Origin of the sequence: Thioclava sp. UBA3469 (assembly GCF_002378135.1) — a bacterium.
GTDB lineage: Bacteria > Pseudomonadota > Alphaproteobacteria > Rhodobacterales > Rhodobacteraceae > Thioclava > Thioclava sediminum.
On record NZ_DFRG01000038.1, the window covers coordinates 566 to 15,472 of the forward strand.

Below are 14,907 nucleotides of genomic sequence, written 5' to 3' on the forward strand. Positions count from 1 at the left end.
GTCTTCGTCGGCCCCTCGGGCTGCGGGAAATCCACGCTGCTGCGGATGATTGCCGGGCTCGAGGACATCTCGGGCGGCACGCTGGAGATCGACGGCGAGCGCGTCAATGACGTGCAGCCCCGCGAACGCGGCGTGGCGATGGTGTTCCAGAGCTACGCGATCTTCCCGCATATGAGCGTGCGCGAAAACATGGCCTTCGGCCTCACCATCTCGGGCGCGTCGAAAGCCGAGAAGGCGGAGAAAGTGCAGCGCGCCGCCGAGATCCTGCAGATGGAGCATCTGCTCGACCGTCGCCCCAGCCAGCTCTCGGGCGGCCAGCGCCAGCGCGTCGCGATCGGGCGCGCGATCACCCGCAACCCTTCGGTCTTCCTCTTCGACGAGCCGCTCTCGAACCTCGACGCGGCGCTTCGGATGGACATGCGCATGGAGATCGGCAAGCTCCACAAGCAACTGGGCGCGACGATGATCTACGTCACCCACGATCAGGTCGAGGCGATGACGCTCGCCGACAAGATCGTGGTGCTGCGCGACGGGCTGGTGATGCAGTCGGGCTCGCCGATGGAGCTCTATCACAACCCGGCCAACCGCTTCGTCGCAGGCTTCCTCGGCGCACCCTCGATGAATTTCCTCGAGGTCGAAGTCCTGGAGGCCGATAGCGAAAACGCCAAGGTCGCGCGCCACTCCATGGACCCGATCGTCGTGCCCGTGCGCGGTCGCAAATTCGTCCCCGGCGACACCGCCCTGCTGGGCCTGCGCCCGCAATACGTCACCCCCAGCACGCCCGATGAGGGCGTCCTGCACGGTCAGGTGTCTCTGGTCGAACGGCTGGGCAGTGAAACGGTCGTCGATCTGGCGATGGAGGATGGCACGAGCCTGATCGCCGCCTTCAGCGAGGACAAGCAATTCGAACGCGGCGAACGGATCGATCTGGCGTTCGACCCCGCCCGGACGCATCTGTTCCACCCCGACGAGTGAGGGGTGGCACCCATCGGCCCCTGAGCCCATCCTCCCGACGAACCTGAGGTCGGCCATGCACGAACACGCAGAACGGCCCCCTCAGGTGGAGCTGAAAAATGCTCAGCCCGACCATTGCTGGCCGGGCTGAAACGTCGCTTTCGGGAGGTGCGTGGGCTCAGTCGAGCCCGTTCGCGCGTGCTACGAAATCCGCGAGATGCGGCACGTAATCTTCAGAGCCGTCGCCACCGGTCGCCATCGCCATCGCGAAGGCGTTCTTGGCGGTGCTGGCGAGCGGGGTCGCGACGGTGGCGGCATTGGCCATCGTCTCGACGTAGCGGAGATCCTTGTAGGCATTGGCGAGGGTGAACTTGTGCGCCTCGCGGTTGCCCTCGAGCGCGTAGCCCATGAAGGTCTGGTAGAAGCCGCAATCCATCCGGCCGCCCCGGATCACCTTGTCGAACTGCTCGATCGGAATGCCCACCTTGCGCGACAGCGCGAGGGCTTCGGAATAAAGCGCGGCATAGCCGAGAGAGATGAAGTTGTTGAGCAGCTTCATTCGGTGGCCGTCGCCCAGACTGCCCACGCGCACGATCTTGCCCGCCCAGGTGTCGATGACCGGTTCGATGCGTGCGAACAGCTCTTCATCCGCGCCGACCATGCAATCGAGCGTACCTTCCCAGGCCTCTTTCGGGGTGCGGCTGAGCGGTGCATCGGCATAGGCGACGCCGATTGCCTCCATGTCCTGTGCGAGCTTCATCGTCATGGTCGGTTCGCCGGTCGAGCAATCAATGATCACGCTGCCTTCTTTCAGGCCCGGCGTCAGCTTCGCGACCGCCTCGGCGGCTTCCGGCGCGCCGGTGAGGCACAGGAAGATGATCGAGGAGCGCGACGCGAGGTCTTCATAAGACGATGCCTCGGTCGCCCCGCGCGAGACCAGGTCCTCGATCGGCTTGCGGTTGCGGTGGGCGATCACGGTCAGCGGATAGCCTTTCTCGACGATGTTCTTGGCCATGCCGTGGCCCATCAGGCCGGTGCCGATGAAGCCGATGGTTTCCTGGGTCTTAGTCATTGGGTACTCCGCTTGGGTCGGTAGGTCGTGAAATTCGGGTCAGAGATTGAAGCGCTTGCGCAGGTCCGCGACCTGCGACTGGGTGAGCGGGCGGATCGCGTGGCCCTGTAGTGCGAGGAACAGCTTGGAGGTCTCCTCCAGCTCTTCGGCGGCATATTGCGCGTTCGACAGGCTGGTGCCCGCGACGACGGGGCCGTGATTGGCCAGCAGCACCGAGTGATGCGCGCTGGCCAGCGAGCGCACGGCCTCGGCCAGCTCGGGATCGCCCGGCGCGTAGTAGGGGACCAGCGGCAGCTTACCCACGCGCATCACGTGATAGGCGGTCAGCGGCGGCAGCACGTCCTCGGGGTCGATATCGCGCAGGATCGAGACGGCCGTCGAATGGGTCGAGTGCAGGTGGATCACCGCGCCCGCCTCCTGACGTTCGTCATACATCGCGAAATGCAGGAAGGACTCCTTGGTCGGCTTGTCGCCCGAGACGAAGTTGCCGTCCCGGTCGAAGAGCGAGATCCGGGCCGGGTCGAGCGTGCCGAGCGAGGCGTTGGTGGGCGTCATCAACCAACCGCCATCGGGCAGCCGCGCCGAGATGTTGCCCGAAGACCCGGCGGTCAGGCCGCGGTCGAAGAGCGAGCGCCCGATGGTGCAGATCTGGTCGCGCAGACGCGTTTCGTCAGACATGTTCGGCCTCCGGCTCCAGCAGGCCCCACGCCTTGAGGAAGAAATCCTCGGCGCCGAAATTGCCCGACTTGAGCGCGAGCGCGAGGCGTGGGCCGGACAGGCTCATCGTCCACGGCACGCCGGGGTCGATCTCCGGGCCGATGTCGAGCAGGCGCACGCCGAGCGCCGTCGTCACCGCGCCCGACGTCTCGCCGCCCGCGATCAGCATCCGGGTGAACCCGGCGTCGCGCAGGCGTTCGGCGACCGCGGCCAGCGTGTCTTCGACCAGCGCGCCGGAGGCGTCACGGCCCAGACGGGACTGGATCTTGCTGAGCTGCGCGGGATCGGCGCTGGAATAGATCAGGGGCGTGCTGTCGGCGGGCTGCGCGATGGCCCAGTCGGCGATCTCATCCGCGCTCTGTCTGCCTTCGGTCAGCGCCTCTACGTCGAGCGCGAGGCTCGGCAGGCCCGCCGCTTGCGCCGCCGCGATCTGGCCGCGGGTCGCGACCGAGCAGGAGCCCGCGAGGATCGCGCAGCGGCCCTCCGGGGCCGGCATCCGATCCGGTGCACTTTGCGCGTCGCTCTGGTCGCGAAGGGCTGCGGCCAGACCCAGACCGATGCCCGAGCCGCCGGTGATCAGCGGCATCTCCGCGCAGGCCGCGCCGAGCGTCATCAGATCCGATTCGTCGATCGTGTCGGTGACGACGATGCGGGTGCCAGCGGCGCGTGCAGCGTCGAGCGCTTTGCGCAGCGCGGCCTCTCCCTGCCGGATTGTGGTGATGTCGATGGAGCCCACTTTCAGCGCCGTCTGCCGCCCCAGAACGCGCACCAGATCGGGGTCGCGCATCGGGGTGAGCGGGTGATCTTTCAGCGGGCTTTCCGACAGAAGGCGATCGCCCACGAAAAGGTGGCCCTTGTAGACCGTGCGCCCGGTCGCCGGGAAGGCGGGGCAGGCGATGGTCAGGGTCGCGCCGGTGAACTCCATCAGGGCCTCGGTGACGGGCCCGATATTGCCTTCGTCGGTGGAGTCGAAGGTCGAGCAATACTTGAACATCAGGCGCTGCGCCCCGGCTGCGCGCAGGGCCTTCGCGGCCTGCAGGGACATCTCGACCGCGTCGGCTGCCGGAATGGTGCGCGACTTCAGCGCCACCACCACCGCATCGGCCCCTGAAAGGTCCATTTGCGGCCCCGGCAGGCCGATGACCTGCCGCGTCTTCAATCCGCTGCGTGACAGCATCAGGCACAGGTCAGTGGCGCCGGTAATATCGTCGGCGACCGCTCCGATCAGCATGGAAATTCCTCCCTCGGTCCACAGATCGCCGATCGCCCCGACGGCTCGGGACGGCGATTTCACATAGCCCTTGCCAAGCCGTTGCGGCTCGGGCTAACGATGTAATGACAACGCTATCATTCCAGCAATGCAAGCGCAAGATGGACGCTGGGAGGGGGCGGAGTGAGACTAGAAATCGGCGATTGAGAGGTATTCCGCATGAAGTCACCCCAAGAGACGAAGGTCTGTGTCATCGGTCTGGGATCGATGGGCTTCGGCATGGCCGAGAGCTTGCTGCGAGACGGGTTCGCGGTGACGGGCGTCGATGTGAATGCCGATGCGATGGAGCGCTTCTCCGCCCTTGGCGGCGCGGTTGCGGCTGACCCTGCGACGGGCGCGCAAGATGCGGATTTGGTGATCGCCGTGGTCGTCAATGCCGACCAGACAGAGCAGGTGCTTTTCGGACCGGGCGGCGCCGTTGCGACCATGTCCAAAGGCGGCGTCGTGATGTCCTGCGCCACGATGGCGCCCGATCTGGCGCGCGTCTTCGCCAAGCGCTGCGCCGAGGTGGGCGTGGAGTATCTCGACACGCCGATCAGCGGGGGCGCCGTGCGTGCGGCCAGCGGTGAATTGACGATCATGGGCTCGGGGCCGTCTGCGACCTTTGCGCGCATCCGTCCGGCGCTCGATAGCGTCGCGGCCAAGGTCTACGAGTTGGGCGAGGAGGCGGGCACGGGCGCGGCTTTCAAGGTGGTCAATCAGCTTCTGGCCGGGGTGCATATCGCGGCGGCCTGCGAGGCGATCACCTTCGCCAAGGCGATGGATCTGGATCTGGAGAAGGTCTACGAGGTGATCACCGCCTCGGCGGGCAATTCCTGGATGTTCGAGAACCGGGTGCCGCATGTGCTCGAGGGCGATTACAGCCCGCGCAGCGCGGTGGATATCTTCACCAAGGACCTCGGGATCGTGGCGGATATCGGGCGGGACATGAAATTCCCGACCCCGATTGCAAGCACAGCGATGCAGATGTTCGTCATGACGGCAGCCGCCGGAATGGGGCGCGATGACGATGCCTCGGTGGCGCGGATGCTGGCAGATATCGCAGGGCTCGAACTACCCGGTGCCACCCCCGCGAGCGAGGGCTGAGCGATGCCGAAATTTGCCGCCAACCTGACGATGATGTTCACCGAGCACGATTTTCTCGACCGCTTCGCTGCGGCGAAAAAGGCAGGCTTCGATGCGGTCGAATATCTTTTCCCCTATGACCACCCGCCCGAGGCGATCGCGGAGCGGCTGCATGAGCACGGGCTGACGCAGGCGCTCTTCAATCTGCCGCCCGGCAACTGGGAGGCAGGCGATCGCGGGCTGGCGGCTCTGCCGGAACGCGGAGAGGAATTCCGGGCCTCGATCGACACCGCTCTGCGCTACGCAGAGGCGACCGGGGTCGGACGGGTCCATGTGATGAGCGGGCTTGCGTCGCGCCAAGATACGGCAGCGCGGCAGGCCTATCGCGACTCGCTGCGGCGGGTCTGCGATGCCGCCGGGGCGCAGGGGCGCGACGTGGTGATCGAGCCGATCAACACGCGCGACATGCCGGGGTATTTTCTGGATGATTTCAGCTTCGCCGCCGATCTGATCGCGGCGTTGGGGTTGCCCAATCTCAAGCTGCAATTCGACATCTATCACCGCCAGATCCTGCACGGTGACGTGCTGATGGGGCTGCGGGAGATGGCGTCGATCATCGGGCATGTGCAGATCGCTGCGGTACCGGATCGGCATGAGCCCGGTACCGGTGAGCTCGACGATACGCGCATCCTGCGTGAACTGGATGCGCTGGGCTATGACGGGTTCGTGGGGTGCGAATATCGCCCGGCGGGCCGGACCGAGGACGGTCTGGACTGGATGCGCGCCTTCGCCTGAGACGAAGGCGCGCACCTGATCAGTTCTCGATGTAGTCGCGATGCAGCGCCCAGTCGCCCGGGCTGAACCGGTCCGAGGCGAATTGCTGCTGGTGCCAGTAGGGGTAGATCACGGGCAGCTTGCTGACCTCGTGCAGGCGCTTCAGCTCGTCCTCGCTCAGCTCCAGATCCACGGCGCGGAAATTGTCGCGGAACTGCTGTTCGTTGCGTCCGCCGATGACGAGCGAGCTGACCGCAGGACGCGTCAGCAGCCATGCCAGCGCGACCTGCGCGGCAGAGACCCCATGCGCGTCGCCGATCTCGACCAGCGTGTCGACGATGTTCCAAAGCTTCTCTTCGTCGCGGATCGGCGGCTCGGTCCAGCCTGCGAACTGACGCGAGCCTTCCGGAGTGTCCTTGCCGCGGCGATGCTTGCCCGACAGGAGGCCGGCGGCGAGCGGGCTCCAGACCAAGACGCCCAGCCCCTGATCGACCGAGATCGGTAGCAATTCGTATTCCGCCTCGCGGGCCTCGAGCGTGTAGTGGATCTGCTGGGCCACGAAGCGCTCGCGCAGGCTCCGGTCGCTGACGCCGAGCGCCTTCATGATGTGCCAACCCGAGAAATTCGAGCAGGCGATGTAGCGGACCTTGCCCTGTTGCACGAGCGTATCGAGCGCCGAGACCATCTCCTCCATCGGGGTCACGCCGTCCCATTCATGCATGTGGTAGATGTCGATGTGGTCGGTGCGCAGCCGCTTGAGCGAGCGTTCGCATTCGCGGATCAGGTGATAGCGCGAAAAGCCCTCGTCGTTGGGGCCGTCGGCGATCCGCATCCGCGCCTTGGAGGAGATCAGCACGTCATCGCGCCGACCGTCGAGCACTTCGCCAAGGATCTCTTCCGACAGGCCGGTCGAGTACATGTTCGCGGTGTCGTAGAGGTTGATACCGGCGTCGATGCAGGTGTCGACCAGCTTGCGCGCTTCGCTGACGCCTTGGGCGCCGACGGCCTTGAAGGCGCCCGCGCCGCCGAAGGTGAAAGTGCCCATCGTGAGCACCGAGACCTTGAGCCCCGATCGTCCTAGGGTTCTGTATTTCATGGATATCTCCTCCTCTTGAGTATCGTTTCCTCAGGCGCGATCAGCGCGCCAGACGTCTTGCTGCATGGGCGATGCCCAGCGTCGGGCTGGTCAGGACCGGCGGGTCATCCGCGCTCGGTTCGAGCCGTTTGAGCGCGCGTGCCATCGAGGCCTGTGCCAGAACCACCACGTCGTTTTCGCGGGCGAGCCGGGCGATGCCTTCGGCCACCCGCGCGTCATGTCCCTCCCGGTCGCCCGATTGCAGCGTCTCGAAGGCGCCTTCGACGACCTCGCTCGTGATGGTGCTGTCCGCCCCGGCCTCGCGGCTGACGCGTTCGACCAGTTCGACGGTGGGTGTCAGGGTCGATTGCAGGGTTGCGAGCACGCCGATGCGGCGGCCTTTTGCGACCGCCTCCTGCGCCATTCCCTCGTCGATACGGATCAGCGGGACGGGACAGAGCGGTGCGATACGTTCGACCGCGCCGCCGAGGCTGGAGCAGGTCACGAGGACGGCTTCGGCCCCCGCATCGACCGCCGACCAGATCATGCCCGTCAGGCGTCGCGCCGTCATCGGGCTGACCGACCCCTCGCGGATCGTCAGGCGCAGAAGGCTCTCGTCGAGCATGTTGAACACTTTCCAGTCGGGCAGGTGCTTCTGCGCCAGACCTTCGAGTTCCGGGATCAGCCCGGCGACGGTGTGGATCATCGCCAGGGGGCGGGGTGATTCGTAGCTTTCGTCGGTCATGGGCGGGCTCCTTTGTTGCGGTCTGGGTGCTTTCGTCCCGTTGGCTATGACAGCGCTGTCATGTATTGCGAGTATCACCACGGACCCGGCGCGATGACAAGCCGGAATGTCTCAAGACCCTTGTTTGAAACGCTTCGGCGGGGGTCGGAACTATGTTCCGCCGGGGAGGGCGCGTCGTTCCGACACCTGTCCTGAGACAAGTTTTTGTTATTTGCTGATTGACAAGTCGTCTTTGCAGTTCGCAATATGACAGCGCTGTCACAGGAGGAATGGCAGCGCTAGCATTTTCGGGCGCATCCCCGTCCGACCCGCCAGCCCCTTACCGACGCGATCGGTTCCGGGATGAGCGTGTGGAACGTCGGGGATGCGGAGAAGGGAGGGGCGTTTTGGCACTGTCGGAAAATTCGGTCACGCCATCGGAAAGGAAATCCATGCGAGTCCTGCATCAATTGCTTCAACTGCGTCACATGCGTGAATTCAACGTTCTGATCGCGTTGATCCTGATGGGGCTGCTGATCAGCCTGTTCACACCGTATTTCCTGACCGTGTCGAACCTGATGGGCGTGTCGCGGGCATTCTCGCTGACGGCGATCATGAGCATCGGCATGGTGATGGTCATCATCACCGGCGGGATCGACCTGTCGGTTGGCTCCGCGATGGGGCTTGCCGGTCTGATCACGGCGCTCTGTTTCGACGCGGGCTATTCGCAATATGCGGCGGTGGCTGCGGGGCTCGGTGTCGGGCTTGCCTTCGGGCTGACCAACGGGCTGCTGATCACCGCGATCGGTCTGCCGCCCTTCATCGCGACGCTCGGCACGCTGAGCATCGGGCGCGGCCTTATGTACATGATCACCCACGGCGTGCCGCTGACCCCGGAGACGCCCGAGAGCTTCAGCTTTCTGGGGCAGGGCTATGTCGGCCCGGTGCCGGTGCCGGTGGTGATCCTGCTCGTGCTGACGCTCATCTTTACGGTCATCATGACCCGGACCCGCTTCGGTCGGCACGTCTATGCCACGGGCGGCAACGAGAACGCGGCGCGTCTGAGCGGGGTGAAGGTTCAGCGCGTCAAGCTCGCGGTCTACGTGCTGTCCTCGACGATTTCCGCGCTGGCCGGCGTCATCGCCTTCTCGCGCTATCTTTCGGCAGAGCCGGCGTCCGGCTTCGGTTCGGAGCTTGAAGTGATCGCCGCGGCCGCAATCGGCGGGGCGAGCCTCGCGGGCGGTATCGGCTCGGTGCTCGGCGCGGTCATCGGGGCAGCCTTGATCGGCGAGATCGCCAACGGCGTCGTGCTGCTCAACATCAACACCTATGCCCAGCAGGCCATTACCGGCGGCGTGATCCTGATCGCGGTCAGCCTGGACGTGCTGCGCAATCGGATGGGCGGGCGCGGCTGAGCCGCGCCGTCCGGGAAGGAACAAGATCAAGAAGCCGGACCGCGTCTCGAAGAGGAGAGAGCGGCGCGAGATCCGGACGAAGAAGGCCCCGGTGCGGGGCGTGAAACCGAAACTGCATCAACAACAGGGGCCCGCCGCGGTTGGTTGGGTCCGGAGGAGGAGACAAGATGCGTATTGCAATGAAAGCCGCCGCTGCGGTTCTGGCCCTGGCAACCGGTATGGGGACGGCAGCGTCCTATGCTCAGGACATCACCGTGGCGCTCGTGCCGAAAGTGGCCGTTCCGTTCTTCGACGACTGCAACACCGGTGGCGCGGAAGCGGCCAATGAACTGGGCGTGAAGTATCAGTGGGTTGTGCCCGCGAACACGCAGGGTTCGACGCAGGTCAAGATCATCGAGGACCTGATGGCACGCCATGTCGACGGGATCGGGATCTCGGTCAACGAGCCGAAATCGGTCGAAGGGATCATCAAGCAGGCCACCGATGCGGGCATCAAGGTCGTCACCTTCGACAGTGACAGCGCCAACAGCTCGCGCAGCATGTATATCGGCACGATCAACAAGCAGGCTGGCGTGACCATGGGCAAATCCATGGCCGAAGCGCTCGGCGGCAAGGGTGAAGTGGCGATCGTCACCGGTCAGCTCGGCGCCTCGAACCTGAACGAGCGGATCGACGGCGTGAAGGAAGCGCTGGCCGACTATCCCGACATCAAGCTGGTCGCGACCGAAGGCACCGAGGATGACCTCGCCCGCGCCGTGTCGGTGACCGAGGCGCTCCTGCGCGCCAACCCGAACCTCTCGGGCATCTTCGGCATCAGCCAGGTCGGTGGCCCGGCCGTGGCGAAGGTTCTCGCGCAGCAGGAATTCGCGGATAAGAAAGGCCAGCTGAAGGTCTTTGCCTTCGACGATCTGCCCGACACGATCAAAGGCGTGAAGGAAGGCTTCATCGACGGCATCATGGTGCAGCGCCCGATCACGATGGGCAAGCTGGCGGTCGAGCATCTCGTGGCCCAGATCAAGGGTGAAGAGACCGATCCGCAGAACATCGACACCGGTGTGACCGTTGTGACTGCCGACAACCTCGACAGCTACACCAAGTAATCTCCGACAAGACCTGGGCGGGGCCAAACGCGGCCCCGCCCGACATTCTTCAGCCAGAGGCCGCGATGAAACCGTTTCTCGAAATGATCGGCATTTCCAAGACCTTTCCCGGGGTGAAGGCGCTGGACCACGTCGACCTGCATCTCAATTCCGGAGAGGTGCATGTGCTGGCGGGTGAGAACGGCGCCGGCAAGAGCACCCTGATGAAGATCATGACCGGCGTGCTGCGCGCCGATCCGGGCGGCGAGATCCGGGTCGAGGGCGAACCCGTCGTCATCAAGAACCCGGTCCATGCCCGGTCGCTTGGCATCTCGATCATCTACCAGGAACTCGCGGTGGTGAATAACCTCACCGTCGCCGAGAACGTCTTTCTCGCGCGCGAGCCGCTGTTGCCCACCGGCCTGATCGACCGCACCAAGATGAATGCGGACACCCGCGCGGTGCTGCACGAGCTTGGCGTGGAAATCGACCCTGAAGCGATGGTCGGCACGCTTTCGATCGGCCAGAGGCAGCTGATCGAGATCGCCCGCGCCATCTCCTACAATTCCAAACTCATCATCATGGACGAGCCGACCGCGTCGCTGAGCCACCACGAGGCATCGACGCTGTTGCGCATGTCGCGCAAGCTGGCCGCGCAGGGTGTCGGGATCGTCTTCATCTCGCACAAGCTCGAGGAAATCTTCGAGATCGCCGACCGCGTCACCGTGCTGCGCGACGGGCGCACCGTGGACACCCGGCCCGTGTCCGAGATGACGAGCGACCTGCTGGTGCGCCTGATGGTGGATCGTGAACTCGACCAGTTGTTCGGCCATCACATCTCCCATGCGACCGACGAGGTTCTGATGTCGGTGCGCAATCTCACCGAGAAGCGCGTGAAAGACGAAGGCGTCTTCGTGCGCGACGTCGATTTCGACCTGCGTCGCGGCGAGGTGCTGGGCTTCTTCGGTCTGGTCGGCGCCGGGCGGACCGAAGTGATGGAGATGATCTTCGGCAGCCGCCCCCATAGCGGCGAGATTTCGATCAACGGCAAACCGACGCGGATTTCCTCTCCCTCGGACGCGATCGAGCATGGGCTCGGATTTGTGACCGAAGATCGGCAGTCGCGCGGGCTTGTCCTCGGCATGTCGGTGCGCGAGAATTTCTCGCTGACGCATCTGAGTGACTATTGCAGCCTCGACTTCGTGAACCGTCGCAAGGAAACCGCGGCCTGTGCGGATTACATCCGCGCGCTGGGCATCAAGACGCCGTCGCCCGAGCAGAAGGTGCTCAACCTGTCGGGCGGCAACCAGCAGAAGGTCGTGTTGGCGAAATGGGCCGCGCGGCGACCGCAGATCCTGATCGTCGACGAACCGACGCGCGGGATCGACATCGGCGCAAAGGCAGAGGTCCACACGTTGCTGGGCAAGATGGCCGAGGAGGGGATGTCGATCATCGTCGTCTCTTCGGATCTGCCGGAGATCCTTGCGATCAGCGACCGTGTGATCGTGCTGAAGGAGGGGAAGATCAGCGGCGAACTGACCCGAGAGAACGCCACGCAGGAAAGCGTGATGCTGGCGGCGACCGGCTGAGGCCGTCCCGTCGAACCAAATGTGAATGAACGAAACGGAGACTGAAATGACCAAGCGCGTAGTATTTACAGGCGGAACCGGCAAGGCTGGGCGTCATGCGGTGCCGCATCTGCTGAGCAAGGGCTACGATGTGCTCAATGTCGACCTCAAGCCGCTCGACCTGCCCGGCGTCAACACGCTGATCACCGATGTGACCGACAGCGGCGCCGTGTTCAACGCGCTGACCACCCACCACGACTTCGGCGGGTTCGAGAAGGGCGCGCCGCCTTCGCCGCCCGATGCGATCGTGCATTTCGCCGCGATCCCGCGCGTGCTGATCGAACCCGACAACGTGACCTACCAAGCCAATGTCATGAGCACCTACAATGTGCTCGAGGCGGCGATGAAGCTCGGCGTGCGCAAGGTGATCATCGCTTCGTCCGAGACGACCTATGGCGTGTGCTTCGCCGAGGGCGACAAGGATTTCCACTCCTTCCCGCTCGAGGAAGATTACGACAGCGATCCGATGGACAGCTACGGCCTCTCCAAGGTCTGCAACGAAAAGACCGCCCGCGCTTTCGCCGCCCGCTACGGCGCGGATATCTATGCGCTGCGCATCGGTAACGTGATCGAGCCGGATGAATACGGCATGTTCAAAGGCTTCCTTAAGGACCCGATGAGCCGCAAGCGCAACGCCTGGAGCTATATCGACGCCCGCGATCTGGGTGAGATCGTGCATCTGTGCATCGAGAAGGACGGGCTGGGCTATCAGGTGTTCAACGCGGTCAACGACACGATCACCGCCGATATGCCGACCACCGAGTTCTTGAAGAAATACTGCCCGAACACGCCGATCACTCGCGAGATGGGTCCAGACGAGGCGCCGATCTCGAACCGCAAGGCGCGCGAGGTTCTGGGCTTCAAGGAAGCGCATCCGTGGCGCAAATACGTGGAGGTATGATCGCCACGGTCCCCGCGATGTTTTTAGCGCCCATGTACGTATGGCCTATGAAAACGCTGCCGCTAGGTGCATTTCTGGGTCATTGACTCGGGCTTGCCCGAAAGGAATTGGAGGAAAGCGTCATGGGGACCAAGCAGCGATTGCCTGACCGCAAAAGCAAGATCACGGTGCGCGAGGTCGCGCGCCGTGCCAATGTCAGCGAGTCGACGGTATCGCGGATCATGCGCAACAAGGGGCTCGTCGCCGAGTCCACCCGCGAGAAGGTCATGGAGACGGTCCGCGCGATGGGCTACGTCCCCAACCGCATCGCGGGCTCGCTGGCCTCGCTCGACTCCTTCCTCGTGGGCGTCGTCATCCCGTCGCTCTCCAACATCGTGTTCCCGGAGGTTCTGCAGGGCGTCCATGCCGGGCTCGAAGGAAGCGACCTGCAGCCGGTGATCTCGACCACGGACTACAATGTCGACCGCGAAGAAGCCGTCGTGCGCGGTATTCTGAGCTGGAAACCCGCCGCGATCCTGCTCGCCGGGTTCGACCACACCGACGCCACCCGCAAGATGCTCGAGCAAAGCGACATCCGCGTCGTCGAGATGATGGATATCGACAGCACGCCGATCGACATCGCGGTGGGCACCTCGCATCGCCGCGCGGGCCACGCGATCGGTCGCCACCTGATCTCGCGCGGTTACCGCCATTTCGGCTATGTCGGCCATGACTGGAACGCCGACCGCCGGGCGCGGCTGCGCTATGACGGGTTGTGCGAGGCGCTGTCCGAAGCGGGACTCTCGATCGAAGCGCATGCGATCGACGACGGACCCAGCTCGGTCGGGACGGGCCGGGAGCAGACCGCGCGCCTGCGTGCGTCGGCCCCGCAGATCGACGTCGCGGTCTATTCCAACGACGACATGGCCGTGGGCGGCGTCTTCCACTGCCTTGCCGAAGGTATCAGCCTGCCTGACCAATTCGCCATATTCGGCTTCAACGGTCTCGATATCGGCAAGGAGCTGCCCCAGCCGCTCTCGACCGTCCGCTCGAACCGTTATCTCATCGGCAAGAAGGCGATCGAGGAGGTTCTGGCCTCGCCCGAGCGCCCGTCGACACCCACCATCATCGACACTGATTTCGAGGTCTTCGCCGGCGCAACCGCCTGAGGCGCGCCGATCTCGGACACCGAACGAAAAAAGGAGAAATCCCATGCATCCCGCTCTCGCCAAAGGCAATGTCGCAGTCGTCACCGGAGGGGCCTCGGGTATCGGCCTCGCCGCCGCCCGCCACCTCGCCGGGCTGGGGATGCGTGTCTGCATCGCCGATCTGCCGGGGGCGGCCCTCGAAGCCGCCTACGACGCCCTGATCGCTGCGGGAGCGGCGGCGGCTGACGTAATGACGCAGGCCACCGATGTCTCGGACCGCGCGCAGCTCACGGCGCTCGCCGATGAGGTCTGGGCGCATTTCGGGCCGGTCAATCTGCTGATGAACAATGCGGGCATGCAGCCCGGCAGCTCGATCTTCGACGCCGAAGGCAACTGGGACCGCATCCTCGACGTGAATATGGGTGGCATCATCCGGGGCAGCCAGATCTTCGCGCCGCGCATGATCGCCTCGGGCGCGTCGGGCCTGATCGTCAATACCGGCTCCAAGCAGGGGATCACCACGCCTCCGGGCGATCCGGCCTATAACGTGTCGAAAGCCGGCGTGAAGGCCTTTACCGAGGCGCTGCAGCACGAGCTGCGCAACCGCGAAGACTGCAAGGTCGAGGCGCGGCTGTTCATTCCGGGCTTCGTCTACACGCCCCTCACCGCGGGCGGGCGCACCGAGAAACCTGCCGATGCATGGACGCCCGAGCAGGTCGTGGAGTTCCTCTTCGACTCGATCGAGCGCGGCGATTTCTACATTCTGTGCCCCGACAACGACGTGGATCGCGCGACGGATGTGAAGCGTATCCTCTGGGCAGCTGGCGACATCACCGAGAACCGCCCGCCCTTGTCGCGCTGGCATCCCGATTACGGTGACGCCTTCAAGGCGTGGCTGAAGAAGTGATGCGGCCATGACGACCCGGGTTCATCGTATCGCGGCCATTCCCGGCGATGGGATTGGGCCGGAAGTGGTCGACGCCGCACTGACGGCGCTTGACCACCTGAGCCGCCAGACCAACGCGTTCCGGCTGGAGGTCGACCGCTTCGACTGGGGCTCGAAACGCTTTCAGCGCGAGGGCACATTCATGCCCGCGGGCGGGGTC

The 14,907-nt window shown here is 64.7% G+C and carries 15 protein-coding genes; 10 read left to right on the forward strand and 5 right to left on the reverse strand.

What is annotated here, in order from left to right; all coding sequences use genetic code 11:
- A partial coding sequence (locus tag B3D39_RS02910) for an ABC transporter ATP-binding protein (RefSeq protein ID WP_286789363.1) occupies window positions 1-975 on the forward strand: 975 nt, incomplete at its 5' end.
- A gap of 157 nt (window positions 976-1,132) precedes the next feature.
- Here the strand turns inward: B3D39_RS02910 and B3D39_RS02915 are convergent.
- Genes B3D39_RS02915 through otnK form a run of 3 tightly spaced genes read right to left on the reverse strand, consistent with a single transcriptional unit; the run spans window position 1,133 to window position 3,974 of the window.
- The gene (locus B3D39_RS02915) at window positions 1,133-2,026 is read right to left on the reverse strand and encodes an NAD(P)-dependent oxidoreductase (RefSeq protein ID WP_274962431.1); all 894 of its coding nucleotides are present in this window, start codon (window positions 2,024-2,026) and stop codon (window positions 1,133-1,135) included.
- A gap of 39 nt (window positions 2,027-2,065) precedes the next feature.
- The gene (gene otnC / locus B3D39_RS02920) at window positions 2,066-2,704 is read right to left on the reverse strand and encodes a 3-oxo-tetronate 4-phosphate decarboxylase (protein ID WP_078519932.1); all 639 of its coding nucleotides are present in this window, start codon (window positions 2,702-2,704) and stop codon (window positions 2,066-2,068) included.
- Window positions 2,697-3,974, reverse strand: coding sequence for a 3-oxo-tetronate kinase (gene otnK, locus B3D39_RS02925; RefSeq protein ID WP_274962432.1), 1,278 nt, complete (start codon window positions 3,972-3,974; stop codon window positions 2,697-2,699). The genes otnC and otnK overlap by 8 nt, the downstream gene beginning before the upstream one ends.
- 198 nt (window positions 3,975-4,172) lie before the next feature.
- Here otnK and ltnD point away from each other — a divergent pair, with 198 nt between their 5' ends.
- Both ltnD and otnI read left to right on the forward strand, forming a co-directional pair.
- Window positions 4,173-5,099, forward strand: coding sequence for an L-threonate dehydrogenase (ltnD, locus tag B3D39_RS02930; RefSeq protein ID WP_274962433.1), 927 nt, complete (start codon window positions 4,173-4,175; stop codon window positions 5,097-5,099).
- A gap of 3 nt (window positions 5,100-5,102) precedes the next feature.
- Window positions 5,103-5,873, forward strand: coding sequence for a 2-oxo-tetronate isomerase (gene otnI, locus B3D39_RS02935; protein WP_274962434.1), 771 nt, complete (start codon window positions 5,103-5,105; stop codon window positions 5,871-5,873).
- Between the two features lie 19 nt (window positions 5,874-5,892).
- On the opposite strand, the gene B3D39_RS02940 is transcribed toward otnI, so the two are convergent.
- Window positions 5,893-6,948, reverse strand: coding sequence for an aldo/keto reductase (locus B3D39_RS02940; protein ID WP_078569680.1), 1,056 nt, complete (start codon window positions 6,946-6,948; stop codon window positions 5,893-5,895).
- Between the two features lie 40 nt (window positions 6,949-6,988).
- Window positions 6,989-7,672, reverse strand: a complete 684-nt coding sequence (locus B3D39_RS02945) for an aspartate/glutamate racemase family protein (RefSeq protein ID WP_274962435.1) — start codon at window positions 7,670-7,672, stop codon at window positions 6,989-6,991.
- A gap of 431 nt (window positions 7,673-8,103) precedes the next feature.
- Here B3D39_RS02945 and B3D39_RS02950 point away from each other — a divergent pair, with 431 nt between their 5' ends.
- The 7 genes from B3D39_RS02950 to B3D39_RS02980 form a co-directional block, all read left to right on the forward strand.
- Entirely contained in the window at window positions 8,104-9,066 is a 963-nt protein-coding gene (locus B3D39_RS02950) for an ABC transporter permease (RefSeq protein ID WP_075776414.1), read from the forward strand.
- A 167-nt stretch (window positions 9,067-9,233) separates the two neighbouring features.
- Window positions 9,234-10,166: a sugar-binding protein gene (locus B3D39_RS02955; RefSeq protein ID WP_078519926.1), complete on the forward strand. Its 933-nt coding sequence runs from the start codon at window positions 9,234-9,236 to the stop codon at window positions 10,164-10,166.
- Between the two features lie 65 nt (window positions 10,167-10,231).
- The gene (locus B3D39_RS02960) at window positions 10,232-11,734 is read left to right on the forward strand and encodes a sugar ABC transporter ATP-binding protein (RefSeq protein ID WP_078519925.1); all 1,503 of its coding nucleotides are present in this window, start codon (window positions 10,232-10,234) and stop codon (window positions 11,732-11,734) included.
- 46 nt (window positions 11,735-11,780) lie between these two features.
- Window positions 11,781-12,674 (forward strand): NAD-dependent epimerase/dehydratase family protein, encoded by an 894-nt coding sequence (locus B3D39_RS02965; RefSeq protein WP_078519924.1) that lies wholly within the window; start codon window positions 11,781-11,783, stop codon window positions 12,672-12,674.
- 122 nt (window positions 12,675-12,796) lie between these two features.
- Window positions 12,797-13,822, forward strand: a complete 1,026-nt coding sequence (locus tag B3D39_RS02970; protein ID WP_078545723.1) for a LacI family DNA-binding transcriptional regulator — start codon at window positions 12,797-12,799, stop codon at window positions 13,820-13,822.
- 43 nt (window positions 13,823-13,865) lie between these two features.
- Window positions 13,866-14,708, forward strand: coding sequence for an SDR family NAD(P)-dependent oxidoreductase (locus tag B3D39_RS02975; RefSeq protein ID WP_274962436.1), 843 nt, complete (start codon window positions 13,866-13,868; stop codon window positions 14,706-14,708).
- A 7-nt stretch (window positions 14,709-14,715) separates the two neighbouring features.
- Window positions 14,716-14,907 (forward strand): isocitrate/isopropylmalate family dehydrogenase (locus B3D39_RS02980; RefSeq protein ID WP_286789364.1); only part of this gene is annotated, 192 nt, incomplete at its 3' end.